Origin of the sequence: Agrobacterium sp. SUL3, assembly GCF_001263295.1 — a bacterium.
GTDB lineage: Bacteria > Pseudomonadota > Alphaproteobacteria > Rhizobiales > Rhizobiaceae > Agrobacterium > Agrobacterium tomkonis.
Genome location: NZ_KQ414499.1, coordinates 630,495 through 654,684, shown reverse-complemented (window position 1 = coordinate 654,684; position 24,190 = coordinate 630,495). Strand labels below are relative to the sequence as shown.

Annotated in this window: 21 protein-coding genes and 1 pseudogene; 16 read left to right on the top strand and 6 right to left on the bottom strand. The window is 58.9% G+C overall.

Features of this window, described 5'->3' with window-relative positions; translation table 11 throughout:
* Positions 1 to 26 precede the first annotated feature (26 nt).
* From AKG12_RS06985 to AKG12_RS06975, 3 genes are all read left to right on the top strand, one after another.
* Entirely contained in the window at positions 27 to 1,139 is a 1,113-nt protein-coding gene (locus AKG12_RS06985) for an endonuclease/exonuclease/phosphatase family protein (RefSeq protein ID WP_052818287.1), read from the top strand.
* Between the two features lie 300 nt (positions 1,140 to 1,439).
* Positions 1,440 to 2,168 (top strand): L,D-transpeptidase, encoded by a 729-nt coding sequence (locus AKG12_RS06980; protein ID WP_082178726.1) that lies wholly within the window; start codon positions 1,440 to 1,442, stop codon positions 2,166 to 2,168.
* A 34-nt stretch (positions 2,169 to 2,202) separates the two neighbouring features.
* Positions 2,203 to 2,865, top strand: a complete 663-nt coding sequence (locus tag AKG12_RS06975; protein ID WP_052818286.1) for a DsbA family protein — start codon at positions 2,203 to 2,205, stop codon at positions 2,863 to 2,865.
* 99 nt (positions 2,866 to 2,964) lie between these two features.
* On the opposite strand, the gene AKG12_RS06970 is transcribed toward AKG12_RS06975, so the two are convergent.
* Both AKG12_RS06970 and dsbD read right to left on the bottom strand, forming a co-directional pair.
* On the bottom strand, positions 2,965 to 3,573 hold the full coding sequence (locus tag AKG12_RS06970) for a DsbA family protein (protein WP_046801587.1): 609 nt from the start codon (positions 3,571 to 3,573) through the stop codon (positions 2,965 to 2,967).
* Complete coding sequence (gene dsbD, locus AKG12_RS06965; RefSeq protein WP_052818285.1) at positions 3,570 to 5,438, bottom strand: protein-disulfide reductase DsbD; 1,869 nt, start codon at positions 5,436 to 5,438, stop codon at positions 3,570 to 3,572. Before dsbD ends, AKG12_RS06970 begins: the two co-directional genes overlap by 4 nt.
* Positions 5,439 to 5,579: 141 nt before the next feature.
* Here dsbD and AKG12_RS06960 point away from each other — a divergent pair, with 141 nt between their 5' ends.
* Together AKG12_RS06960 and AKG12_RS06955 are read left to right on the top strand one after the other, a co-directional pair.
* Positions 5,580 to 6,242, top strand: a complete 663-nt coding sequence (locus tag AKG12_RS06960) for a response regulator transcription factor (RefSeq protein WP_046801585.1) — start codon at positions 5,580 to 5,582, stop codon at positions 6,240 to 6,242.
* Entirely contained in the window at positions 6,242 to 7,600 is a 1,359-nt protein-coding gene (locus AKG12_RS06955) for an ATP-binding protein (RefSeq protein WP_052818284.1), read from the top strand. The genes AKG12_RS06960 and AKG12_RS06955 overlap by 1 nt, the downstream gene beginning before the upstream one ends.
* A 23-nt stretch (positions 7,601 to 7,623) precedes the next feature.
* Here the strand turns inward: AKG12_RS06955 and AKG12_RS06950 are convergent, their stop codons facing one another.
* A complete protein-coding gene (locus AKG12_RS06950; protein WP_052818283.1) occupies positions 7,624 to 9,660 on the bottom strand; it encodes an NADH:flavin oxidoreductase in 2,037 nt (678 codons plus the stop codon).
* A 142-nt stretch (positions 9,661 to 9,802) separates the two neighbouring features.
* Here AKG12_RS06950 and AKG12_RS06945 point away from each other — a divergent pair, with 142 nt between their 5' ends.
* The 4 genes from AKG12_RS06945 (at position 9,803) to AKG12_RS06930 (ending at position 13,637) form a co-directional block, all read left to right on the top strand.
* Positions 9,803 to 10,441, top strand: a complete 639-nt coding sequence (locus tag AKG12_RS06945) for a TetR/AcrR family transcriptional regulator (protein ID WP_046801582.1) — start codon at positions 9,803 to 9,805, stop codon at positions 10,439 to 10,441.
* 196 nt (positions 10,442 to 10,637) lie between these two features.
* Positions 10,638 to 11,312 carry a response regulator transcription factor gene (locus AKG12_RS06940; RefSeq protein ID WP_052818282.1) on the top strand — a complete coding sequence of 225 codons (675 nt, stop codon included), beginning with the start codon at positions 10,638 to 10,640 and terminating at the stop codon, positions 11,310 to 11,312.
* 35 nt (positions 11,313 to 11,347) lie between these two features.
* Entirely contained in the window at positions 11,348 to 12,745 is a 1,398-nt protein-coding gene (locus AKG12_RS06935; RefSeq protein ID WP_197283302.1) for a sensor histidine kinase, read from the top strand.
* Positions 12,746 to 13,010: 265 nt separating this feature from the next.
* Positions 13,011 to 13,637, top strand: a complete 627-nt coding sequence (locus AKG12_RS06930) for an outer membrane protein (protein ID WP_046801615.1) — start codon at positions 13,011 to 13,013, stop codon at positions 13,635 to 13,637.
* A gap of 126 nt (positions 13,638 to 13,763) precedes the next feature.
* Here the strand turns inward: AKG12_RS06930 and AKG12_RS06925 are convergent, their stop codons facing one another.
* Both AKG12_RS06925 and AKG12_RS06920 read right to left on the bottom strand, forming a co-directional pair.
* Positions 13,764 to 14,153 (bottom strand): hypothetical protein, encoded by a 390-nt coding sequence (locus tag AKG12_RS06925; RefSeq protein WP_046801614.1) that lies wholly within the window; start codon positions 14,151 to 14,153, stop codon positions 13,764 to 13,766.
* Positions 14,154 to 14,252: 99 nt separating this feature from the next.
* A complete protein-coding gene (locus tag AKG12_RS06920) occupies positions 14,253 to 14,684 on the bottom strand; it encodes a MarR family winged helix-turn-helix transcriptional regulator (RefSeq protein ID WP_046801579.1) in 432 nt (143 codons plus the stop codon).
* Positions 14,685 to 14,890: 206 nt separating this feature from the next.
* Between AKG12_RS06920 and graD the strand changes: the two are divergent.
* The 7 genes and pseudogenes from graD to AKG12_RS06885 all read left to right on the top strand — a co-directional run bounded on the left by graD (position 14,891) and on the right by AKG12_RS06885 (position 21,550).
* A pseudogene (gene graD, locus AKG12_RS06915) lies at positions 14,891 to 15,426 on the top strand (FADH(2)-dependent resorcinol hydroxylase reductase component).
* A 51-nt stretch (positions 15,427 to 15,477) separates the two neighbouring features.
* Positions 15,478 to 16,707: an FADH(2)-dependent resorcinol hydroxylase oxygenase component gene (gene graA / locus AKG12_RS06910; protein WP_046801577.1), complete on the top strand. Its 1,230-nt coding sequence runs from the start codon at positions 15,478 to 15,480 to the stop codon at positions 16,705 to 16,707.
* Between the two features lie 58 nt (positions 16,708 to 16,765).
* Positions 16,766 to 17,749, top strand: coding sequence for a gamma-resorcylate decarboxylase (tsdA, locus tag AKG12_RS06905; protein ID WP_052818280.1), 984 nt, complete (start codon positions 16,766 to 16,768; stop codon positions 17,747 to 17,749).
* A 3-nt stretch (positions 17,750 to 17,752) separates the two neighbouring features.
* Complete coding sequence (locus AKG12_RS06900) at positions 17,753 to 18,808, top strand: maleylacetate reductase (RefSeq protein WP_046801576.1); 1,056 nt, start codon at positions 17,753 to 17,755, stop codon at positions 18,806 to 18,808.
* 12 nt (positions 18,809 to 18,820) lie between these two features.
* Positions 18,821 to 19,711 (top strand): hydroxyquinol 1,2-dioxygenase, encoded by an 891-nt coding sequence (gene graB, locus AKG12_RS06895; RefSeq protein WP_052818279.1) that lies wholly within the window; start codon positions 18,821 to 18,823, stop codon positions 19,709 to 19,711.
* Entirely contained in the window at positions 19,708 to 20,043 is a 336-nt protein-coding gene (locus AKG12_RS06890; RefSeq protein ID WP_052818278.1) for a YciI family protein, read from the top strand. Before graB ends, AKG12_RS06890 begins: the two co-directional genes overlap by 4 nt.
* Before the next feature lie 220 nt (positions 20,044 to 20,263).
* Positions 20,264 to 21,550: an MFS transporter gene (locus AKG12_RS06885; RefSeq protein WP_052818277.1), complete on the top strand. Its 1,287-nt coding sequence runs from the start codon at positions 20,264 to 20,266 to the stop codon at positions 21,548 to 21,550.
* A 59-nt stretch (positions 21,551 to 21,609) separates the two neighbouring features.
* Here AKG12_RS06885 and AKG12_RS06880 read toward each other — a convergent pair whose 3' ends face one another.
* On the bottom strand, positions 21,610 to 23,934 hold the full coding sequence (locus AKG12_RS06880; RefSeq protein WP_052818276.1) for a DUF1217 domain-containing protein: 2,325 nt from the start codon (positions 23,932 to 23,934) through the stop codon (positions 21,610 to 21,612).
* Positions 23,935 to 24,190: the final 256 nt, after the last annotated feature.

Sequence of the window (24,190 nt, the reverse complement as noted above, 5' to 3'; positions counted from 1 at the left end):
CATCCTTGCAACCTGGGGAGGATCAGATGCGTCTTGCTGTCTACAACGTTGAGAATCTCTTTGATCGTGCCAAAGCGATGAACCTTGGCAGCTGGGAAGAGGGAAAGCCCGTTCTGGAGCGTTTCGCCGCACTGAACCAATTGCTTGGTCAGGTCGAATATAGTGATGCAGACAAGGTCGCGATCGCCCGGCTCGTCGTCGAGCTGGGTATGGAGCAGTCCGATACGGGGCCTTTCGTCATCCTTCGCCGAAACCGTGGCGGTCTGCTCAAGCGGCCGACGACGGGCGGTGTGGTGGTCGTTGCCGATGGCCGGGCTGACTGGGTCGGGTCGCTGGAACTGCGTGACGAGCCGGTCAATGAGCACGCCATGCGCAATACCGCACGGGCGATGGTCGATCTTGAGGCCGACGTGCTCGGTATCGTTGAAGTCGAGAGCCGCCCGGTGCTTTCCGCCTTCAACCGGGAGATACTGCCGGCGATCGGCGGCACACCGTTTCGGCACGTGATGGTGATCGACGGCAATGACGAGCGCGGGATCGATGTCGGCATGATGACCCGCAAGGGTTATCCCATCGGTGCCATGCACAGCCATGTGGATGATTGCACACCGAACGGTGAGGCGATTTTTTCGCGCGATTGCCCGGAATATGAAATTGCCACGCCCGCCGGCGCACGGCTTATCGTCATGGTCAATCACCTCAAGAGCAAGGGGTATGGCGGGAAAGCCAAGTCGGATGCCAAGCGGAAGGCCCAAGCAAAACGTATTGCCGAAATCTACGAGAAACTGATCGAACGGGGCGTTGAATATGTCGCTGTTATCGGTGACTTCAACGATACCCCCGAAAGTGACCCGCTGGAGCCACTTCTTGGCGGCACTTCGTTAAAAGACATCTTCAAGCATGACGCTTTCGATGATGGCGGTTACCCCGGCACCTATGGCGGGTGCACGGCCTCCAACAAGATCGATTATATCCTGCTGTCTCCCGCCCTTTTTGCAAAGGTCAAGGACGGTGGCGTGTTCCGCAAGGGCATGTGGCCGGGTGTTCGGCCGAAGAAGTGGGAAAGCTATGATGAGGTGAAGCGCCAGGAGGACGCCGCGTCCGACCATGCCGCGCTCTGGGTCGATCTCGACATTTGAATGTTGCCGGGGCGGCACCGAGTGATCTGGAATACCCAATCCGCTGATTGCGGCACCAACCTTGGAACCAGCAAAAGGCCTGCTGTCGCCAGTTCGGCGGTGAAAAGCTGCTTGGCCTGACCCGCTGGTGAACTGCATCAAACACATGGAAGAAATGGCCGCCCCAAGGGGTGGTCATTTTATCCGGCCGGCGATCCGCGGTGCGGCTGATCTGGACGAATTGCCATGCCGGCGATGCCCTTAAGACTGGCTTAAGGTGCGGGCCGGCTATGTGTCGCCGAATAGGAGACACAGCCCAGAATGCACGACATCCCGATATTTACCACCCGCAGAAACCTCCTTGCCCTTGGGTTTGCGGGGCTGCTGGCGGGTTGCGCCACGTCCGGTCAGCCGCCAAAGCCGGCGACGCTGTCGAGGAACGACGAACCCTTGCCCGAGACGCCTGCGCCGGCCACGCCGGCAATGTATGCGGCGCTTCCCGATGAGACATTTCCGATCCCGGCGGTCAACATCAAGCAGGTGGATCCACGCTACTGGCGGCAGGTCGTCGATTATCCGTCCGACGAAAAGCCGGGTACGCTGATCGTCGATACGCCGAACAAATTTCTCTATCACATTCTGCCGGGCGGCAAGGCGACCCGTTACGGGATTGGCGTCGGCCGTGATGGCTTCTCCTGGGCCGGCCGGGCGACGGTTGCCTACAAGCGGGCATGGCCAAAATGGACGCCGCCGGATGAGATGGTGGCGCGGCAGCCCAGTCTTCAGCCCTACAGTATCGCCAATGGCGGAATGCCGCCCGGCCTCAAGAACCCGCTTGGCGCGCGGGCGCTCTACATTCATCAGGGCGGCAGGGACACGCTTTACCGCCTGCACGGAACACCGGAGGCCTTTTCTATCGGCAAGGCGGTTTCCTCCGGCTGCATCCGGCTGCTGAACCAGGATGTCATCGACCTCTTCAACAATGTGAGGGATGGCAGCACCATCGTGGTTATTCCCGACCCCTCGAAACGCCAGCAACTTGGCGTCTGACGATCGACACGGAAAAGAAAGAAGGCCCATCACCATGGCACATGATGTTCGAAACCGTGCGGATGTTTCAGCCCTTGCCGGGCTCGGACGCCGTGCCTTTCTCCTCGGCTCGATTTCGGTGGTCTCGGCCGTCGCATCACCGGCCGCGGCTTCGCCCAACGGTCTGAAGCTCGAGATGATCCTGCGTGATCCGGCGGCACCCGTCTCCGGTAATCCTGCCGGCAAGCTCACCATGGTCGCCTTTCTTGATTATAATTGCCCCTGGTGCAAAAAGACGGCCGTTCCCATGAGCAACGCGGTCTCGGCAGACGGGGATGTCAGGATGGTCTACAAGGACTGGCCGATCATAACGCCTGACTCCGTCGAGGGAGCGCGACTGGCGCTGGCGGCAAAATATCAGGACGGCTACCATATCGTCCATGATGCACTGATGGCGATCAAGACGCCGAAAGTGACGGCCGACGAGATGCGCGACACCGTGCGTGCGACGAGTATCGACTTTGCCCGTCTCGAGCGTGACATGAAATCGAAAGCGGCGGAGATCGATGATCTGCTTGCGCGCAATCATGAACAGGCGATGTCGCTGCAATTGACCGGAACGCCTGCCTTCATCATCGGCAAGTTCCTCGTTCCCGGCGCGGTGCAGAGCGCGGAAGCCTTTACGGATCTTTTCAAGAGAGCGCGTGAACAGGCGTAGCGTTCCGATAATGATGGTTTCAGCCCCAGTCGGACTGAAACCATCGTTTCAGCATTCTGGCCGGGCGTGGCAGTGCCGATGCCCTTTGCCGTATCCGTCCTATCCCCGTGCCTTGGCGATTGCTTCCTTCAGGCCTTTGCGGTCGAGGACACCGGCAAAGCTCGTCGTTCCCACCACAAATGATGGCGTGCCGACGAATTTGAAGGCAGCGGCCTGTATCCAGTTTCGATCCAGCAGGCCGGAAATCCATGCCTGATGCTCGATAACGGCCTTGCCGACACCGTCGAAAGTCAGGCCCGCCTTCTTCAGGGCTTTTTCGACATCGGTCTGCTGCAGCTTGTTCGGCGTGTGAAACATGGCGTCGAGCGTCTTTTCATATTTGCCGAGTTTGGCGCTGGCGAGCACCGCCTGCGCCGCGATGACCGATGCGCCGCCGAAGACCGGCCAGTCCTTCAGCACAAGTCTGACCTTGCCATCCTGTTCGACCACGTCGCGCACCATGCCGTAGGACGATTTGCAATAGGGGCACTGGTAGTCGAAATATTCCACCACCGTCACGTCGCCTTTCGGATTGCCGAGGACCGGGGCTTCCGGATCGTGCAGCACCATCTCCTGGCTTGTCGGGTCTGTCCTGGCAAAAACAAGTGACGGGGGAGCAATGGCGGCAAGGCCGGCCATAGCGACAAGCTGTCGGCGGGTAAGGGTCATTGGCGGGCTCCTGCGGTATTGTCGATTGCCGGTTTTGCAAGCGCCTGCTGCGTTTGCGCTGCCGCATCGATGAGTGAACGGGCCGAAATCTCGCCCACCATGCGGATGGAGGGGAGTTCGGCGCCTTTTCTGTCAAAGAACAGCATGGTCGGCGGGCCGATAACATTGCTGTCCTTCATCAATTGCTGTTTGTCTGGCGTCATGTCCGAAAGATCGACGGAGACGAGGTTTGTATCCTTGAGGCTTTCTGCGACCTGCGGATCGCTCAGAACGGAGCGCTCGATGACACGGCAGGAAACGCACCAGTCCGCGGTGAAGTAGACAAGGCTTGGCTTTCCTGCTTCAGCGACCGCGGCTTTCAGTTCCCCATTGGAACTAACCGTTGCAAAACTCGCCTTTGTCAGGCCGGGCAGGGAGCGGCTGGCGACCGGGCCGCCGGAGAATTGCAGCGGCTGCAGCATGCTGGTGCCGCCGCTTGCCGCGCCGAAAGCGAGAAACGCCCCATAAAGTATGGAAAGAAGGCTGGCCGATTTCATCAGCCGGCGGCCAATGCCGGCCTGTTGCGGCAGCGCGTCGAGAGCACCGAAGAAAACACCGATGGTAACGAGCAGCGCTGCGGCGAGCGCGAGCGTTACAGGCGGAGGAATGAGCCGGTCGATATACCAGATCGCGGTGGCAAGGAAGATGAAGCCGAACAACCAGCGTATCTGTGCCATCCATGCGCCGGCCCGCGGCAGCAATGCCGCGCCGGAGGTGCCAATGAGGATGAGCGGAATACCCTTGCCGATACCAAGCGCAAAGAGCGCCGCTGCGCCGAGCAGCAGGTTGCCGGTCTTGGCGATATAGAGAAGTGCGCCTGCAAGCGGTGCGGTTACGCAGGGGCCGATCAGCAGTGCCGAGCTGAAACCGAGAATGGCAGTCGAGCCGTAGGATCCGCCGCGCGAACGCTGCGATCGGGCCAGCCGGTCGCGAAGGCCGGCCGGAAGCTGGACCTCGACCATGCCGAAACTGGCGATTGCCAGAATGATAAAGACGGCGGCGGTGATGAGAATGGCCGGTGGCGACTGGAGGGCGATCTGGAAGCTCTGGCCAAGCCATGCGGCCAGTATGCCGAACAGGCTGAAGGCGGCGGCAAGCGCGACGACATAGGTTGAGGAGAGGAGAAAGCTGCGACCGGGCGACAGTGAAGCGCCCTGCCGGCCGAGCGTGGCCGCGAGGATGGGGTACATGGGAAACACGCAGGGTGTGAATGCGAGGAGTACGCCAAGGCCCATGAAGGAGGCGAGGAGCAGCACGGTGCCGCCCCGGGCAAGGAAACCCTCCACCATGCCCGGCTCGGCCAGAGGTGCTGGTACGGGTGCGGGTGCTGACTGCTCCACCTTTTCCGGTTCCGCGGACGGCGCGATCAGGGCGAAGGACTGAAATGCGGGTGGATCCTGCGGCCTTATGCCGAATGGCGCCTCCGCTTCGATCCGCAACCCGTCGATGACGACCGTTCTGAATGGATAGCAGATGCCGCCATCCTGGCATCCCTGAAATGTCAGCTTCATCGTCTGCGGCGCGTCGGCAAGCGTGGCGGCGGCTTGCCCGAAATAGACTTCGGTGTTGCCGAAGCCGGGATCATCCTTCATCTCGCCGGCCGGCGTCCTGAGATCAAGCTTCGTTCCGTCGTCAGTGGTGGCCTGCAGGCTCTCCCGGTAGAGATAATATCCCTCGGCGACTTGCCAGCGGAAGGTGGCCGCTGTTCCCGTGCGGTCTATCGAAAGCTTGAACGCATCCGCCATGTCCATCGGTGGACCGAGCGCGAGCGCCGGTCCGCAAATGGACAGCACAACGAGGAGCACGAACGAAAAATTGAAACGCATTCTCTTTCCTTATGGGGTAGGCCTTGTGGGATAAGCCATGGATGGCGCAGGCTTCCGGCTGGAAGCTTAAGCCAGCCTTAAGGTTCGTTTTTCAGGTTCCGCGCATCAAAATACCCGTGTGCCGGAATGATGGAGTGCTCAATGCGTCTGTTGGTGGTCGAGGACGATGATGTCCTGCTTGATGGTCTGCGTGTCGGACTGCAGCTTGCCGGCTTCACCGTCGATGCCGTCATGACCCTTGGCGACGCAAAAATCGCCCTCGAGAATTGCCGTTTCGACGCCGTTGTCCTTGATGTGATGTTGCCTGACGGGTCAGGCCTCGATCTTCTGCGCCACACCCGCAATGAGCGCAACCGGGTGCCGATCCTCCTGCTCACCGCCAAGGATGCGACCACGGACAAGATTTGCGGCCTCGATGCCGGCGCAGATGATTATCTGGGTAAGCCTTTCGATCTCGATGAGGTGGCCGCCCGGCTGCGGGCGATCATCCGCCGCGGCGAGGGCCGTTCCGAGGGCACGCTGTCGGCGCTGGGCGTGACGCTCGATCCGGCGAAGATGGTGGCGAAGAAGGATGACAGTGTCATTGCGCTGTCGCGCCGTGAATTCGCGATCATCCATGCCCTGATGCAGAACCCCGGCATGATCTTTTCAAAGCCGGTTCTGGAAGAAAAGCTCTATGGCTGGCAGGAAGATGTGGAAAGCAACACCATTGAGGTCCACATCCACAAGCTTCGTTCCAAACTGGGCGCCGGTTTCATCGAGACGGTGCGCGGCGTTGGTTACCGCGTCGGGAGGGTTGCGTGATGTCGATCCGGGCAAGATTGTTTACCGTCCTCCTGCTGATGACGGGCCTCGTCTGGCTGTCGGCCTGCGTGTGGATCTATACCAGCACGAAGGCGCGGCTGGAGCATGTTCTCGATGCGCGGCTGGTGGAATCGGCAAGAATGGTCGGATCCCTCGTCGGTGATCGCCCGGTCGATATCCGCCTGATAGACGGCCATTCACCGACGCATGATGAAGACGCAGACGCTGATGCGGCGGCGATACCCTCCTACGAACGCCAGCTCGCCTGCCAGATTTGGTCCATCAGCGGCCGTCTGCTCAGCAAATCGGACAGCGCCCCGGATGCTTCCCTTTCGGATCATGCCTCGGGCTTCCAGAATACGATCATCAACGGCATCGAATGGCGTGTTTATGCGGTCGTGAAGCCCGACCTCGGTGTCAGGGTTCTGGTGGGTGACAGTGTCGAGGTTCGCGACCGGCTGGTTGACGATGTCATCAAGGGGCTTCTTTATCCGGCGCTTTTCATCATGCCGCTGATGGCTGGCCTTATCTGGCTATGTGTTTCCCGGGGGCTTGCGCCCTTGCAAAAGCTCGCAAACGGCATGAAAGCGCGCGACGCGACTGAACTCCACGGCTTTGCCGACAAGGGAACGCCATCAGAGCTTCGGCCGATGATCCATGCGCTGAACAGCCTTCTGGCGCGTGTTCAGGCGACGCGGGAAAGGGAACGCGAGTTCACGACCTATGCCGCACATGAATTGAAGACGCCGCTTGCCGGCCTGAAGACGCAGGCGCAGGTGGCCATGCGTTCCACCGATCCCGAGGTGCAGCAACAGGCGCTGCGGCGCATCGAACAGAGCGTTGACCGGACAAGCCGGATGGCAAAACAGCTTATCGATCTGGCTGCCGTCGACGCCACCGAAGCGCAGGCGGTGAAATCCGGCGTCGACATTCCCCGTCTCGTCCTCGATGTCATACAGGAGCTGGAGCCGCTCAGGCGAGCACGCGAGGTTGAAATTACCTGCCAGCTTTCGGAAGAGGCGGATAGGATCCTCATCGAGGCGGATCGGTCCCTGCTTCGTCTTGCGATCCGTAACGTGATGGAAAATGCCGTACAGCACTCGCCGAAGGGATCAACGGTGGAATGCCGGGCGGAACTGGCAAACGGCAAGGTCAACGTGGTGGTCATCGACGAAGGGGCGGGGATCGCGATGGACGAACAGGAACGGGTGCTGCAGCGCTTCTACCGTTCGCCGCGATCGGAACCCGGTGGAAGCGGCCTTGGGCTTGCCATCGTCAAGATGGCCATCGACCGGCTGGGCGGGCGATTGCAGTTTTCGCAATTCGGTCAGCGGTTCGCGGTATCGCTTGAGTTATGAGGCCGCCACGGGGCGGCTCTCTCTCAGATGTCCTTTGCGAGGCGCAGCGCGTCGTAGATTGCCGCATGGGTGTTGCGCGCTGCAACCGCATCGCCGATCCGGAACAGCCGGTAGGTGCCGGCCGGATTACGCTCGACGGTCTGGGCCGCGCCCGCAATCAGCGCGTCATAGGATATTTCGCCGAGGTTCTTCGAGCCGGGCTTGAGCTCGAAATAAAGCTCGTCCAGCGGGATTGTGCCGTGATTGACGACGATCTGGTCGACGATGCGCTGTTTCGAAACGCCGCCATAATCACTGCCGACATGGGCGATGATCTGGTTGCCGCTTCTTTCCGCTGCCTCCAGCCGGTAGGTGACGGTGAATGTCGTGTCGTGTTTCTGCAGCGAACGCATATAGGGTACGAGATTCATGGCCATGACTTCCGGAGCGAAAGAGCGATCCGGGGTCATGATCTCGACCTTGCCGCCCGCCTTGGCGATGAATTCAGCAGCCTGGAGACCGCTGTGGTCTCCCGCATCGTCATAAACGAGAACATTGGCGCCCGGCTTGACGTCTCCGGAAATGATATCCCATGCGGAAACGACCAGTTCGTTGCCCTTCGAAAGCACCTCGGTATGTGGCAGTCCGCCGGTAGCGATAATCACCACGTCGGGTTTTTCGGCGACAACCGTATCTGCCTCCGCCCAGCTGTTGAAATGGAAGATGACGCCGAGCTTCTCGCACTGGCTCATGCGCCAGTCGATGATGCCGATCATTTCGCGGCGGCGTTCGCTCTGTGCAGTCAGGCGGACCTGGCCGCCGGCGTCGCTGGCGGCCTCGAAGACCATGACCGTATGGCCACGTTCCGCACAGACCCGTGCGGCTTCGAGACCTGCCGGCCCCGCGCCGACGATCACCACCTTCAGGCTTTTCTCAGCCCTGGTGATTTCATGCGGCATGGTTTCCTCGCGGCCGGTTGCCGCATTGTGAATGCAGAAGGCGAGGCCGCCCTGATAGATGCGATCAAGACAATAATTGGCGCCGACGCAGGGACGGATGTCCTCCTCCCGTTTCTCCATGATCTTGCGGACGATATGCGGATCGGTCATGTGGGCGCGGGTCATGCCGATCATGTCGACCTTGCCGGCGGCAATCGCATGCCGGGCGGTGGCGACATCCTGAATTTTGGCGGCATGGAAGACGGGGAAGCTGGTCGCCGTGCGGATTTCGCCTGCGAAATCAAGATGCGGTGCGCTCGCCATGCCCTGAATGGGGATGACGTCGGTCAGGCCGGGATCGGTGTCGATATGTCCCCTGATGACGTTGAGATAGTCGATCAGGCCGCTCTCCTTCAGCCGTCTGGAGATTTCGATGCCTTCCGCCTTGCCGGTGCCGTTCTCGAGACATTCATCGGCGGTATAACGAACCCCGAGGATAAAATCGTCGCCGACGCGTTGGCGCATCGCCTTGAAGACGTCGAGACAGAAGCGCATGCGGTTTTCAAGCGAGCCGCCATAGGGGCCGTCAAGCTCGTTGGTCAGCGGTGAGACGAACTGGTCGATGAGGTGGCCATAGGCTTCCAGTTCCACCCCATCCATGCCGCCCGCTTTCATCCGTTCGGCAGCATCGGCAAAATCCTTGATGATGCGCTCAATATCCCAGTCCTCGATCTTCTTCGGAAAGGCCCGGTGCGCCGCTTCCCGTTGATGCGATGGCGCGAGGACCGGCAGCCAGTCGCCCTTGTCCCAGCGGGTACGGCGGCCAAGATGCGTCAGCTGGATCATGATCGCCGAACCCGCCTCATGCACGGCGTCGGTCATTTCCCGAATCCACGGAACGATTTCATCCTTGTAGGCCAAGAGATTGTTGAAGACGGGCGGGCTGTCTTTCGACACGGCGGCAGAGCCCGCCGTCATCGTCAACGCCACGCCGCCCCTGGCCCGTTCGACGGTATAGGCGCGGTAGCGCCCTTTCGGCATGCCGTCTTCAGGGTAGGCGGGTTCGTGGGAGGTGACGATGATGCGGTTGCGCAGCGTCAGATGCTTGAGCTGATAGGGCTGAAGAAGGGGATCGTTCGACATGTGCCTGCTCCAAAACGGGTGTGAGACAAGGCTAAGAGAAAATGTACATATGTGTCAATTAAGAAAACACTAGTGTTTATGAGTTCGACAAGAGTGTACGCTTTGCCTTGTCGCGCAGGGACTGATTTGCTACGCAATTGTCATGGAAGCGACATTGAACGAAACCGGTTGGCGTGGATCGCAGGAAGGTTGGCTTGAGGCCGCCTACGAGGCACTGCTGGAATCCGGGGTGGATTCCGTCAAGATCCTGCCTCTGGCGAAAAAGCTCAATCTCTCACGCACCAGCTTCTACTGGTTCTTCAAGGACCGGGAGGAATTGCTGGCGGCGCTGTTATCCCGTTGGCGCGAGAAGAATACGGGAAGTATCCTCAGGCAATCGGAGGCCTATGCGGAAACCCTGGCCGAGGCGATGCTGAATGTTTTCGATTGCTGGCTGGATTCCTCGCTTTTCGACAGCAAATTCGAATTCGCGGTGCGAAGCTGGGCGTTGCAGTCTGCTGATATTCTTGCCGAGGTTCGCAAGGCCGACCAGATGAGAATGGAGGCGCTTTCGCGCATGTTCATGCGTTTCGGCCACCCTGAGAACATGGCGGATGTGCGCGCCCGCACCACTTATCTCGTGCAGATCGGTTATATTTCCATGCAGGTCGAGGAAGATGTGGCAGTGCGGATGAGAAGGATTGCGGACTATATCGCGATCTACACCGGTGAGGTGCCGCAGCAGCGTGAGCTTGACCGCTTTTATGCCAGGCATGGATACAGGCCAAACCCCGAGGCCTGACGCCCGTTTGCTGATCACCGCATGCCCGGACGACCCACGGTACGGCAATAAGTGGTGTCGCCAAAACACCTGCGATGCCAGTCGGATTATGTCGGTTGGGGTGGTACAAGAAGAAGGGTCGGCCGCCTGCAATCTACCTGCAACATTCACCGAACAGTGGTGGGGATGGCAAGAGCTCATCTTTGGGGGAAAGTCATTGCGAATCCTGCTTCTTGAGGATGAACCCGAAATGGCGCGTGCGCTGCTCGAAGCCCTGCGCCGGCGTGATGTGCTTGCCGATCATGTCAGCACCATCAGCGATGCCGATGCCCTTGCGCGTGATGGCTCCTACGATGTGCTGGTTCTGGATCGCCGCCTGCCCGATGGCGAGGGGCTGAGCCTCGTATCGTCGCTTCGCCGCCGGAAACATTCCGTGCCGATTTTGGTTCTGACGGCGCTTGGAAGCGTCGATCACCGGGTCGATGGGCTGGATGCGGGGGCGGACGATTATCTCGCCAAGCCTTTCGCAATCGAGGAACTGCTTGCCCGCCTCAGAGCGCTTCACAGGCGCAGCCCTTCGATTTCAGACAAATATACGAGCTTCGGAAATCTCAGTATCGATCCGAAGAGCAATGAGGTCAGCGTTGCCGGTTCCATCCTCGAGTTGCGGCGTCGGGAATATCTGGCACTGGAAGCCCTGATGCGGCGTCCGAACCGCATCGTGACACGGTCCAGCCTGATCGAGTCTGTTTATAAGCTCGACGATGAGATCGAGTCCAATGCGCTTGATGCGCATATTTCGCGTATTCGCAAGAAGCTGGCGCAGGCCGAAGCGACGGTGGAAATAAGAGCCGTGCGCAACATTGGTTATCTCATTCGGGCAAAGACATGAGGCCAGAGCGCAACCGATCCCTGCGATGGGGGCTGATGAAGCGCCTTTTCGCCCTGCAGGCTTTTTTTCTCGTTCTCTTCGTCGTCCTTCTCATCGGCTGGATCTGGATCATCGATCCGCGACTGGAGGGTGCCAATGAAGAGGCTGCCCGCATCATTGCGGAAAGCGTGACAAAGGATGGGCAGGGCCGGGCACAGGTGTCGGCTACGCCCGATCTGGAAGCGCTGAAACAGCGCTATCCTGATCTCTGGTTTGTGGTGCGGGACGCCGACGCAATCGTCCTGCAATATGGGGATATCCCGGCGCCTGCCCTGGCGGCGGTGTTTCCCCCGAGCATCGAGAGGGCGCGTCTGGAGGCGGGGGAAACAGTCCGGGCCACCATGGAAAACCGCGATACACCGGCCGGGCGGCTGCAGTTCATTGCCGGGACGGAAAAAGGCTTCCCGAATGACGGCATCAGTCTCTGGATCAATGTGCAGCTGGATCTGGAAAAGGATGCCAATGGTGCCATTCGCTGGCTGACAGTACTGCCCGGTGTCGGTTTCATCATCCTTGTCGCCGTCGTGCCCATGCTGCTGCTGACGGGTATTGCGACATTGCTGGTGACGCCCCGTGCGGTTGGCCGTTCGCTGAGCGGCCTCATGGAAACGGTCGCCCAGGCACAATCGATCAATTTCGAGAACCGATCCGCCCGGATCGATCGTTCGAAGGTGCCCAATGAAATCATTCCGCTGGTGGATGCCTTCAACGTTGCGCTCTCGAAACTGGACGAGGGTTATAATCGCCGCAACCGCTTTTTGGCCGATGCCGCCCATGAACTGAGGACACCGATCGCGATTGCGCGCATTCGCGCCGATCTTTTGCCCGATGACGCGCTGAGCCGGCAGCTGCGAGCGGATATCGACCGGCTTACCCGCGTCGCGCATCAGCTTCTCGAAATGCAGGCGGTGGGCGCGGTGGAGCTGCCTGCCGAAGAGCAGGATCTGAACGTTCTCGTCGAACGTATCGCGACCGATCTTGCGCCGATTGCGATGGATGCCGGTTATGAGTTCGATTTCGAACCAAGCGAAGGAAAGGCTCTCTTCACGGTTCAGACCTCGATCATCGAGATGGCGGTCGTCAACCTCATTCGCAATGCCATCGATCATGGCGGCGGCGAAGGTGCAATCGTCATCCGGATTGGCGCAGCGGGAACCATAGATGTCTGCGACGAGGGGCCGGGCATACCCGTTGCGGAACGGGAGCAGGTATTTGAACCGTTCCATCGCATCAATACGAACTCTTCCGGTGCCGGTCTGGGTCTCAACCTGGTCCAGAGAGCGGCGGAGCTTCATGGCGGCCGGGTTCAGTTCCTCGACCTTGACCCCGGCTTTGGCGTTCGGCTGGAAATTCGATCGATAATTTTGCGAGATAAGGCTGTTACCGCTGTCTAAAAATATCAGGCATCAGGCTGCGCCGGCATGGGGAAATTCCTTACAATTCAGTTAAGGAATTTCATTTAACTATATTAAATTACTGAATTATTTTTCAACAAATTCGTTTCATGCAATCCAGGCGTAATTCTCGTGGGGAAAATGTCCGTATCTGCTGCGCCCATCCGCACAGGAGATCAACGGGAGCCGGTTTCCGGTTCTTCAACGCGAACGGAAACCCTGCAGCCGTCAAAGCATGGCGCATCGGTTTCACCTGGAGTCATTCATGTCGTTCATCGCAAAATCGCTTGTCACCGTAACGGCTGCCGTCATGGTGGCAACCAGTGCCTATTCGGCTGATCTTACCAACTATAACGCGCAGCAATACGACTATGCCAATCCGCCGGCCTTTTCCTGGGGCGGGGCTTATGTCGGTGCCCATGGCGGCATCGCCTCCCCAAAATTCAATCCGCTGGCGAGCGGCCGGGGTCTGACGGGTGGTGTACAGGCCGGCTATAATTTCCAGTTCGGCTCCGGTGTTGTCGGTGCGGAACTGGAAGGTTCCTATCTTGGAAATGAAGCACGCGTGCCGAACGGCCGGTTGAGAGAGCGCTTCCGGGGTGCAGCCAAGCTGAAGGCCGGTGTCGCGCTCGACCGCACCCTCGTTTACGGCACAGCCGGCCTGACCACGACGAAATTCAAGGATACGAATGGCGTTAACGGTCCCGATGGCTGGAAACAGGGTTATCTGCTGGGAGCAGGTCTGGAACAGAGCTTTGGCGGCGGTCTGTCGGCCAAGTTTGAGTATAATTATGTGAGCACCGGAAATGTCAGCACGACGACTTCCAGCGGGCGGTCAAAAACCGATGTGACCGATCATGTCATCAAGGCCGGCCTGAACTATCGTTTCTGAGACCGATCCGATGACTGATTCCAGGGAGATTTCAAAAGAATACCGCCGCTTTCAGCTTGGGAGCGGCGGTAAAACAATGCATGGCGCGAAACGGGCAGGGCCGGGGGATATGAAATCCCGAAACCATCATTCGCATTCGAGCGAAGGCTGCCGGAAGCTCGTCACATACCATTCGCTCCCGGAACTGCGGGTGTAGAATGTATAGAAACAATTGATGCGTTCGACATAACCCGGCGTCTCCGACACTTCGTAACGCTCGCCATGCCGGGTCGACCGCACTTCACCGCTGGATGATCCGGCAACGACCTGTGTCTTGTTCTTCCGCCACTGGTAAGCCTGCTGGCCAGGACCCATGCTGTAAATATTGTCCGGCGGTCCGTAGTCCAGCATAACGCTGGTGATAGGCGCGCCAATATAGCCTTTCATGACCGTCGAGGCGCAGGCGGTGAGCACGGCCGATACGGCGGCGATGAGGATGATCGCTGCCGGGACTGCAAATGACGATCTGTCGGACATGGGAATTCCTTTCAGCTGCGGTGGATTTTCGCAGGGATAGGAACCGGTCATTGCAAGTACATTGCACGTAAAGATCGTAAGGCGAGCGGGGAGCGGGTGTCAGAGGCCGGCAATATTGCGGCCGATATGCCGCAGGATGCTTTTGAAAAGTTTTACCTCATTGGGATCGAGACCCTCGATCGCGGTTTTTTCGAACATGGCGGCGATGGGCATCAGTTCGTCAGCCAATTCCTTGCCTTTTGCCGTCAGCGTGATGCGCACGATGCGGGCATTGTCGGCCGGTCGCTCGCGGCTGACGAGGTTGCGCCGGACCATCAGTCCCACCAGCCGGGACAGCGTGGAAATCTCCACCGACACCATGTCCGAAAGCTCGGTCAGCGTCTTGCTCTCCTGCTGTCTCAGTGTCGCCAGTACGCGATACATCGGCAGAGTGATGTCATAGGAGGCCAGTCGCAGGGAAAAACGCTCGCCAAGCCGAACGCCCACCCAGTTGAGCAGGTAGGGTACCGAGTCGGTGAACTGATAAGACACGAAGCAAATCCCCGTTTGAGAACCATCTGCGCAGATGCTGATGTGTGCCTATCGGCTGTACCGGCACAATTCATCCGTTTCAATAGCTTCGCTCCAGAAGACCGGGGAATGCGAGGCTGTCTCGTTGCCTGAAATGACAAAAAACATTTGCATTGACAAATGTTGCAAACGCAAATAAATAGGAATGCAGGATTTGGGAGGATCTCATGACATCAGCACTGTTCGGCCTGAGCAACCTTGCACCGGAAGGCGTCGGCCAGACTTTTCGCACGACGATGCGCCGTTTTCCGGCAACCGTGACGGTTATTACTGCCTGTGCTTCCGGCGATCAGCGCACGGCATGACAGTGACCGCTGTCACTTCGGTCTCGATGGAGCCGCCCTCTCTTCTGGTTTGCTTGAACAACCGCACCTTGCTGCATGAATTGCTGCTGTGCCGACCGGATTTCATCGTCAACGTGCTGACGCAGGATCAGACCGCGCTTTCGGATGCTTTCAGCGGCAAGGTGTCGCCGGAGGAGCGCTTCGGTAATGGTGACTGGCAGCGCCACGAAAACGGCGTCCTTTATTTGCCCACGGCCCATGCGGCCATCGCCTGCCGCCGGGTGGCGGCGATGCCCTATGGAACGCATACCGTGTTCATCGGGCAGGTGGTTTCGGCTGACGTCAGCGAGACAACACGGCCGCTGCTTTACGAAAACGCCCAATATTGCGCCGCAAGTCCGGCTGGCTTGCCGGCCTGATATTTCCGGCCAGATAATTCCCGGCCAAGTCACTTCCGGAAGGAGACAATCATGAACGATATGAGCCATGCGCCACAGCCGGCGCAGACGACCCCGCGTGTCCGCCTGACGGGTCGCGTTGCCGAGATAGCCGATCTTTTCCGGGCGAGCGCCCGCCAGACGGAAGAGGCGCGACGCGTGCCCGCCAGCCATATCGAGGCGCTGCGTGGTATCGGTTATTTCGATATCGTCAAACCCAGCGCCTTCGGAGGAAAGGGCGGTGAATTCGCTGAGCTGGTCGAGGCCAATATCGAGCTTTCGGCCGCCTGTGCGTCAACCGGCTGGGTTGCCGGTCTGCTTTCCGCGCATCAATGGCTGCTGGCGATGTTTCCGGAAGAGGCGCAGGCCGATGTCTGGGGTGAAAACCCTGACGCGCTGCTGTGTGGTTCCTACGCACCGGTGAAAATGGCTGATGTGGCTGAGGGCGGTTATCGCCTCAGCGGCAAATGGGCCTTCGCCTCGGGTTGCGAAAATGCGCAATGGTCTCTCTGTGCCGCCATTCTGCCGCCGCAGGGTGAGGGCAGGCCGGTTCCCGCGTTCCTTCTCGTTCCCGCCAGTGACTATGTCATTGAAGATACCTGGCATGTGGTGGGGCTGGCCGGCACGGGCTCCAAGACACTGGTTCTCGATGATGTCTTCGTTCCCAAACATCGGGTTCTCACCTTTCCGGATGCCACCAGCGGCAAGACGCCCGGCGGGCAATATTATGCCGAGGAAGGCCTGTTCAACATGCCGCTTCTGACCGGCATTCCTTCCTGTCTTGCGGCGGCCGGCGTCGGCGCGGCCAAGGGCGCGCTTGCCGCTTATGTCGATCATGTCGGCGGCCGGGTGACGCGCGGTGCGGTGGCCGGTGGCAATAACCGTATGGCGGAATTCCCGACCATTCAGCTGCGCGTTGCCGAAGCGGCGGCGAGCGTCGATGCCGCCTGCGAAATCCTGCTGCGCGATGTTGTCCGTTCACAGGTGCTGGCACAGGCCCGGATCGAAGGCCGGGCGGAATTCACGGTGGATGACCGCCTTTTGAGCCGTCGTGGGCAGGCCTTTGCGGTGTCTCTGGCACTACGCGCCGTGCAGGCGCTGAACGACTCCACCGGCGGCGTCGGGCTTGATCTTGCCAATCCCGTGCAGCGGGCCTGGCGCGATGCCAATGCGGTTGGCCGCCACATCAGCATGAACTGGGATGCCGTGGGAACCATGATCGGCCAGAGCATGCTCGGGCTGGAACCCAAGGGCCAATATTGACCGCCGGTATGGAACGTCTGGCCGGCGGCACATGAACAGCGATTTCGGAGGAAACAACATGCAAGGCAAGGTCGCTCTCGAGGAGCATTTCGCAATTCCTGAAACACTTCAGGATTCGGCCGGTTTCGTACCCGGCGATTACTGGAAGGAACTGCAGCACCGCCTGCTCGACATTCAGGATACGCGCCTGAAGCTGATGGATGCGCATGGTATCGAAACCATGATCCTGTCGCTGAATGCGCCGGCTGTGCAGGCTATTCCCGATAAAAAGAAGGCGATCGAGATTGCGCGGCGCGCCAATGACGTGCTTGCCGAAGAATGCGCCAAGCGGCCGGATCGTTTCCTTGGCTTCGCCGCCCTGCCTTTGCAGGACCCGGATGCGGCGACCGAGGAACTTCGGCGCTGCGTCAACGACCTCGGTTTCGTCGGCGCGCTCGTCAATGGTTTCAGCCAGGAGGGGGATGGCCAGACGCCGCTTTATTACGACCTGCCGCAATATCGTCCCTTCTGGGGAGAGGTCGAGAAGCTGGACGTGCCGTTCTACCTGCATCCGCGCAATCCGCTGCCGCAGGATTCGCGCATCTATGACGGCCATCCCTGGCTGCTTGGCCCCACATGGGCCTTTGCGCAGGAAACGGCGGTACACGCGCTGCGCCTCATGGCGTCGGGCCTGTTTGACGAACATCCGCGCCTCAACATCATTCTCGGTCATATGGGCGAGGGGCTGCCCTACATGATGTGGCGTATCGACCACCGCAATGCCTGGGTGAAGCTGCCGCCGCGCTATCCGGCCAAGCGCCGTTTCGTGGATTATTTCAACGAGAATTTCCACATCACCACCTCGGGTAATTTCCGGACCCAGACCTTGATCGACGCAATTCTTGAGGTTGGGGCGGACCGCATCCTGTTCTCCACCGACTGGCCCTTTGAAAATATCGACCACGCCTCGGACTGGTTCAACGCCACGAGCATCGCGGAAGCCGACCGGGTGAAGATCGGCCGCACCAATGCGCGCCGCCTGTTCAAGCTCGACGGGGTCTGAGCCATGCAGCCCTTCGTCTACATGGCAGCTCCTGCCCGCATCGTCTTCGGCGTGGGCAGCTCAGTGGGGGTGGCGGAGGAAATCCGCCGCCTTGGCCTGTCGCGGGCGCTGGTGCTCTCCACACCACAGCAGAAGGGTGATGCGGAAGTGCTGGCCGCCCGGCTCGGTCGTCTTGCGGTCGGTGTCTTCTCGGAGGCCGCCATGCACACGCCGGTTGAGGTGACGAAAAGGGCGGTCGAAGACTACCGCGCCGCCAATGCGGATTGTGTCGTGGCGCTGGGCGGCGGCTCGACCACCGGTCTCGGCAAGGCCATTGCGTTGCGCACCGATGCGGCGCAGATCGTCATTCCGACCACCTATGCCGGTTCCGAGGCGACGCCCATACTTGGCCAGACGGAAAATGGGGTTAAGACCACCATGCGCGGCCCGGAAATCCTGCCTGAAGTGGTGATCTACGATGCGGAACTGACGCTCGGGCTGCCTGTGGCTATCAGCATGACGAGCGGACTGAACGCCATGGCCCATGCGGCCGAGGCGCTTTATGCCCAGGACCGCAACCCTATCGCCAGCCTGATGGCAGTCGAGGGATTGCGGGCAATGGTCGAAGCGCTTGCCCGTGTGAAGGCCGAGCCAAAGAATATCGCGGCGCGCGAAACGGCACTTTATGGCGCATGGCTGTGCGGCACGGTGCTAGGCGCCGTCGGCATGTCGCTGCATCACAAGCTTTGCCACACGCTGGGTGGAAGTCTCGATCTGCCGCATGCGGAAACCCACGCGGTGCTTTTGCCGCACACCGTCGCCTATGTGGAACAGGCGGTGCCGGATCTGCTCGCGCCGCTTGCCGCACTTGTCGGTGGCAAGGCCGGGGCCGGGCTTTTCGATTTTGCCGCCCGACTTGGCGCGCCATCGAGCCTCGCCGCTCTTGGGCTGCAGCTGGGCGATCTCGACCCCATGGCCGAGCTTGCGACGGCAAATCCCTATTGGTGCCCGCGGCCAATCGAAAAAACCGCGATCCGCGACCTGTTGCAGCGCGCCTTTGAGGGCGCGCGGCCGGAGTGATGGGAGGAAGACATGACGGATACGAAGATGACCAGCGATGACGGCTATTTCGTTGAGGAGCGTTCGGCTGAAACCGTGATTGCCCGTATGCGCGACTGTGACGATCCGCGCTTGAAGGAGATCATGGCGGTCGTTACCCGCAAGCTGCACGAGGCGGTGAAAGAGATCGAGCCGACCGAGGAAGAATGGATGAAGGCCATTCATTTTCTCACCGAGGTTGGCCAGATCTGCAATGAATGGCGGCAGGAGTGGATCCTGTTTTCCGATATCCTCGGCGTTTCCATGCTGGTTGACGCGATCAATCATCGCAAGCCGAGCGGCGCGTCGGAATCCACCGTTCTCGGGCCTTTCCATGTGGCTGACGCACCGGAAATGCCGATGGGCGCCAATATCTGCCTCGATGGCAAGGGCGAGGACATGGTCGTGACCGGTCGTATTCTCGATACCGAAGGTGCACCGGTTGCCGGCGCGCGCATCGATGTCTGGCAGGCCAATGACGAAGGTTTTTACGACGTGCAGCAGAAGGGCATTCAGCCCGATTTCAATCTGCGGGGTGTTTTCGTCACCGGCGAGGACGGGCGCTACTGGTTCCGGGCGACGAAGCCGAAATATTATCCGATCCCGGATGACGGCCCGGTCGGGCGATTGCTGCGGGCCATGGGACGCCACCCCTACCGGCCGGCGCATCTGCATTATATCGTTTCGGCAGAAGGGTTTACCACGCTCGTCACGCATATTTTCGATCCTGATGATCCCTATATCCGTTCAGATGCGGTGTTCGGCGTGAAGGAGAGCCTGCTGGCCGATTTCCAGCGGGTGGAGGATGCGGAAAAGGCCGGGCAACTGGGTTTCACCGGCGACTGGTTCTGGTCGGTGAACCACGACTTCGTGCTGGCCCGATGAGCGGCGGCAACCAGACAGGACTCTATGTGCGTTTTGCCGAAAGCGACCCCGCCGCCGTGGAACAGCGGACGATGCAGATGGACGCTCACAAGGCCTATTTGCGCAGCGAGGAGACCGCGCCCTTGGGGTTCAGGATTCTGGCATCCGGCCCCTTGCAGGCGGAAAACGGCGGGTCATCCGCCGCACTCGTCATTGCCGAAGCCCGTTGCGTTGAAGATATGATTGCCTTCAGCGATGCCGATCCATTCGTCATTCACGGTGTCTATAAGCGCGTTCGTATTCTGCGCTGGACACCGACACTGTCGAGGTTTCCTGGACTGAAGCCTGGCTGACATTTCTGTCGGGTCGTGGGACCTGATAATGATCAATATTGCATTTGCAATTTTTGCAAATGCAATGCTTAATCGAAGACGGGTGATATCGGCGATATGTGTCTTGACAGGAGCGGGACACATATCAGGGTGGAGCAGGCCGGGCACTCGCGGAGCTATCGCCAAGAACGGGAGACGCAATCCATTCCGGATAGCGCGTTCAGGCGTGAAAGGGAGGAAGATGTCCACGAATTATATGAGCGCCGCCTCAGTGCGGACGAAAAACCCGGCTGGCGTCATCGCGACATGCGGTCTGATGATCATGTTTGACGGCTACGATCTGGTCGTTTACGGCGCGGTTGCGCCGGCGCTGCTGAAAGAGGGCGCATGGGCGCTCAATCCTGCCATGGTCGGTCGCGCTGCGGCGCTGACGCTGGTGGGAATGCTGCTCGGCGCGCTGTTTGCCGGCACCATGGCGGACCGTATCGGCCGCCGCAAGGTCGTCCTCATCAGCCTTGCCGGATTTTCGGCGATGATGATCGCCTCTGCCATGACACCGAATTTTCTCGCTTTCGAAATCACGCGCTTTTTCGCCGGTCTCGGGCTTGGCGCACTTTTGCCAACGGTCACGGCGCTGGTGCTGGAATTCTCGCCGCCCAAACGCAGGGCGCAGGCCAATTCCCTATCCTTCCTCGGCTATCTCCTCGGCGGCATCATTTCCGGCCTCATGGGTATTCTTCTGCTGGAGAGCTATGGCTGGCGGCCTCTGATGCTGATCGGCGGTCTGCCGCTTATTCTTCTGCCGCTGTTCATGCGGTTTCTGCCCGAATCGCCGGAATGGCTGGCAAGCAAAGGCCGGCAGGCGGAGGCTGACGGCATTTGCGACAGCTACGGTCTGCAACGCATCGTACCGCATGCGAAAATTCAAAAGGGTGGTGTCGGCGCGCTGTTTTCGGAAGGCCGGCTGCTTTCGACGCTGAATGCCTGGGGCATTCACTTCTGCTCGCTGCTTCTGACCTTCGGTATGGTCAACTGGCTGCCCACCATCATGAACAAGATGGGTTATGATATCAGTTCGGCGCTCAGCTTCTCGATCATGCTCAATGTCGGGGCCGCGATCGGCATCCTCATTGGCGGGCGGTTTGCCGATAAGGGCAGCGTCAAGGTGGTCGTCGCCGTGCTCTTTGCCATCGGCGCCGCCTCTATCTGGGCCCTGACGGTGAACAAGGGGCCGCTGCTCTATCTCTTCGTCGCGCTTGCGGGTGCCGGAACGATCGGCACCCAGATCCTTGCCAATGTTCTGGTTGGACGGCTTTATCCCGTCCATATTCGCGGCACCGGTCTCGGCTTTTCGCTGGCGGTCGGGCGGCTGGGCGGCATTGCCGGCCCCATGATCGGCGGCCTCGTCCTGCAACGGGGGCTGGCTCCAGAGTGGAATTTCTACATTTTCGGCTCGGTCGCGCTGGTAGGCTTGTTGCTGACGGTGTTGACGCTGCTTTACCGCACATCGGGCGACGAGCGGGTTTGACGGACGCGATGCTGGCCGTGGGGTAAAACCTGCGGCCAGCATACCCGAGGAGACAAACTCTAGCCTCTGCGACCACTGCGGAGTTGCGCCAGGGTCGCAAGCGTATTGCCGCTGATCCCTGTGTTGTTGCTGAACAGAGCCATGCGCGGGTCGGAGGTTGAATTGTTCGCTTCAAACATCACCAAAAAGCGGCTGACCAGTTTTTCGACTTCCTTGGGATTCTGCAGGTCCTTTATTTTAAGCCTCTTCTCGATCATCTTTGCCTGCACATCCACCTTGGAATTTGCGGTTTCGGCGGGAATTCCAAGAGCGGTACGGGTGAATTCAGCCAGCGCATTGTCGGCCAATATGTCGTAGGGATTGGAAATGCCGCCGGCCATCCGCTTGAAATAGAGGGCAAGGCGAACGCCGGAATTTTCTTCGCCGACCCGCTCCTCCAGGGTCTGGCGAACATATTTGTCGCGTGTTTCCATGAGGCTGCGGGCATTTTGAACGCTCTGGCCGGCTTTCGCGGCGATATTTCCCTTGGCGTCGAAATTAAACGAGCCGGCAAGCGCACGGAAGCGGGCATCTTTTTCCGTATTGGCAAAGCTTTTTGGGTCTTTGAGGTCGGACTTGAAAATCTTCTTCAGATAATCGGCGGTGACCGATTTGGGGTCGATGCGTTCCGCGACCAGCATGAAATCGAGCAGGCGGCGGTCTGCAAGCAATTGATCGACGGTTTCGAGCGTCTCCATTTTTTCGCGATAGTAGGAGACTTCCTTCTCTCCCTTCTCTCTGACTTTCTTGTCCTTGTCCCAACGGGTGACTTCCGTCAGATAATTTCGCGAAATGCGGGTGATCTCGTTTTCTGCCTGGGCAAGGCGCGGCGAGCCGATCATGCCTTCGGTATTGAAATTATAGGCTTTCGCCAGTCGCACGAACCTGTCGTCTTTCAAATTGCGAACATAGCTTTTCGGATCCGACAGATCGCTTGTAAGAACTTTTTTCAGTTTAAATGTGGAGGCCTCCTCGGGACTGATGCCGAACGCCTTCAGCGCGAAGTTGCGGATAGTGACTGCCGCCTGCGCATTCGACAAAAAATCCTCCAGATTTTTTGTCAGGCCGATATAGCGCCTGTAGTCCTTGATCGCCTTTTCATCGGCGACTTCATCCCTGTCGTCGTAACGGCTGAAATAGAAGTTCATCATCGTGCTCAGTTGAACATCGGTCTGGACCGTCTTTCCCGCCGCAACCTTGCCGTCCTTGCCGAAATTGAAGGCTTTGGCGAGATTGAGAAGACCCTTGTCCCTTTCCTTGTGAAGCCCGCTTTGCGGATCATCAGGGTTTTCGCGCAGAGCCCACTGGATTTTCTTGTCGGTGTCGGCGTCGTCGCGCAGATTGAAGGCGACGATCAGCATCGTCCTCAGGCGGACATTGGTGATCATCTGCTCGGCATCGGTGATGCCCTTCATCTTCTGTTCGAAGAAGTCGCGGTTGAGAACGGCTCCGGTCTGCGTCAGGCGTGGATTTGAGAGAACGTAGGTTTCGTTGATCAACCGCTTCTGCGCTGCCGTCTGCGCCGGCATGCCGGTATCGACGACGCCATCGTCGCGGAAGTTGAACGCCGCCGCCATTTCGAACAGCTTGTAGGCATCGGTGATGCGTTTGTTGTATTGGCTGATCAGATAATCGCTCTTTTCGAGCGCTGTTTTGTCGGTGGAGGGGATTTTCGCACGCTCGATGCGCAGATCGGCCGTTTTTGCCTGCCAGTCAGCGATCATTGGCTTGTAGGTCTTGTTGACGTAGCTATCTGCACTGCTGATATCGCTGGTCAGAACATCCTTGAGATGCTTGTAGCTGAAGGTCCCGGCGTCGATGCCGAAAGACTTGAAAACATAATCCCTAAGCCGCGTGTTTTTGAAGATGTCGTCCACGTGGCCGACCTTGTCGATGACGATATTGTAATAACGCGTTTCCTCTTTAAGTTCCTCATTTCTTTGCTTGACCGTATCGTGATAGGCCGCAACCAGCCGTTCCTGCTGGGATTTGGTTTGAACCGATTTTTCCGCTTTGATACTGCCGAAATCGAACGCTGCCGCGAAGTCGCGGTAACGTGTATCCTTCATCTTGTTGGCGAAACTGTTCGGGTCGTTGAGGTTGCTTTCCAGCACCTTCTTTATGAAGGCGGTGGCGTAGGTCATGTCTTCCAGCCCATAGGCTTTCATGGCGTAGGAATAGAGCTTGTAGTCCTTCAGAAACTCATCGAGGTTTTTAACCTTGCCGATATTGTCCGCATAATATTTGGCGTCTCGCGATACGGCGGAGTCGTTCGCGACACGTTTCAGCGACAGGCCGAGGTCACGATTGTAGAGGGCATAAGTCGTGTATGCGGGCAGCACCATGTGCCTCCGGGAAAATTGTTGTCGAAATCCATGCGTGAACAAATACTATAAATGAATTATCGCAGTATTTTCTTGTGCGAGACTGTATTTAATAAAATTATATTCATAATAAGTATTATGTATTGTTAAATTAGAAAATTTATATTCAGATATAGAGAATTTTTCTTGATGTCACCCCGTGGATTTTCGCGCAGATAAAAACTGCACAAGGCAACAGGCGTCTGAAAGCGGCTGGCGGAAATCCCCGCCGGCCGCA

Bases quoted from the DNA above. Each gene is read 5' to 3' on its own strand.
- AKG12_RS06950 (WP_052818283.1), bottom strand. From the start codon at position 9,660: ATGTCGAACGATCCCCTTCTTCAGCCCTATCAGCTCAAGCATCTGACG.
- AKG12_RS06885 (WP_052818277.1), top strand. From the start codon at position 20,264: ATGTCCACGAATTATATGAGCGCCGCCTCAGTGCGGACGAAAAACCCG.
- graB (WP_052818279.1), top strand. From the start codon at position 18,821: ATGACGGATACGAAGATGACCAGCGATGACGGCTATTTCGTTGAGGAG.
- AKG12_RS06980 (WP_082178726.1), top strand. From the start codon at position 1,440: ATGCACGACATCCCGATATTTACCACCCGCAGAAACCTCCTTGCCCTT.
- AKG12_RS06970 (WP_046801587.1), bottom strand. From the start codon at position 3,573: ATGACCCTTACCCGCCGACAGCTTGTCGCTATGGCCGGCCTTGCCGCC.
- graA (WP_046801577.1), top strand. From the start codon at position 15,478: ATGAACGATATGAGCCATGCGCCACAGCCGGCGCAGACGACCCCGCGT.
- AKG12_RS06930 (WP_046801615.1), top strand. From the start codon at position 13,011: ATGTCGTTCATCGCAAAATCGCTTGTCACCGTAACGGCTGCCGTCATG.
- dsbD (WP_052818285.1), bottom strand. From the start codon at position 5,438: ATGCGTTTCAATTTTTCGTTCGTGCTCCTCGTTGTGCTGTCCATTTGC.
- AKG12_RS06985 (WP_052818287.1), top strand. From the start codon at position 27: ATGCGTCTTGCTGTCTACAACGTTGAGAATCTCTTTGATCGTGCCAAA.
- tsdA (WP_052818280.1), top strand. From the start codon at position 16,766: ATGCAAGGCAAGGTCGCTCTCGAGGAGCATTTCGCAATTCCTGAAACA.
- AKG12_RS06945 (WP_046801582.1), top strand. From the start codon at position 9,803: ATGGAAGCGACATTGAACGAAACCGGTTGGCGTGGATCGCAGGAAGGT.
- AKG12_RS06880 (WP_052818276.1), bottom strand. From the start codon at position 23,934: ATGGTGCTGCCCGCATACACGACTTATGCCCTCTACAATCGTGACCTC.
- AKG12_RS06890 (WP_052818278.1), top strand. From the start codon at position 19,708: ATGAGCGGCGGCAACCAGACAGGACTCTATGTGCGTTTTGCCGAAAGC.
- AKG12_RS06975 (WP_052818286.1), top strand. From the start codon at position 2,203: ATGGCACATGATGTTCGAAACCGTGCGGATGTTTCAGCCCTTGCCGGG.
- AKG12_RS06960 (WP_046801585.1), top strand. From the start codon at position 5,580: ATGCGTCTGTTGGTGGTCGAGGACGATGATGTCCTGCTTGATGGTCTG.
- AKG12_RS06925 (WP_046801614.1), bottom strand. From the start codon at position 14,153: ATGTCCGACAGATCGTCATTTGCAGTCCCGGCAGCGATCATCCTCATC.
- AKG12_RS06955 (WP_052818284.1), top strand. From the start codon at position 6,242: ATGTCGATCCGGGCAAGATTGTTTACCGTCCTCCTGCTGATGACGGGC.
- AKG12_RS06935 (WP_197283302.1), top strand. From the start codon at position 11,348: ATGAAGCGCCTTTTCGCCCTGCAGGCTTTTTTTCTCGTTCTCTTCGTC.
- AKG12_RS06900 (WP_046801576.1), top strand. From the start codon at position 17,753: ATGCAGCCCTTCGTCTACATGGCAGCTCCTGCCCGCATCGTCTTCGGC.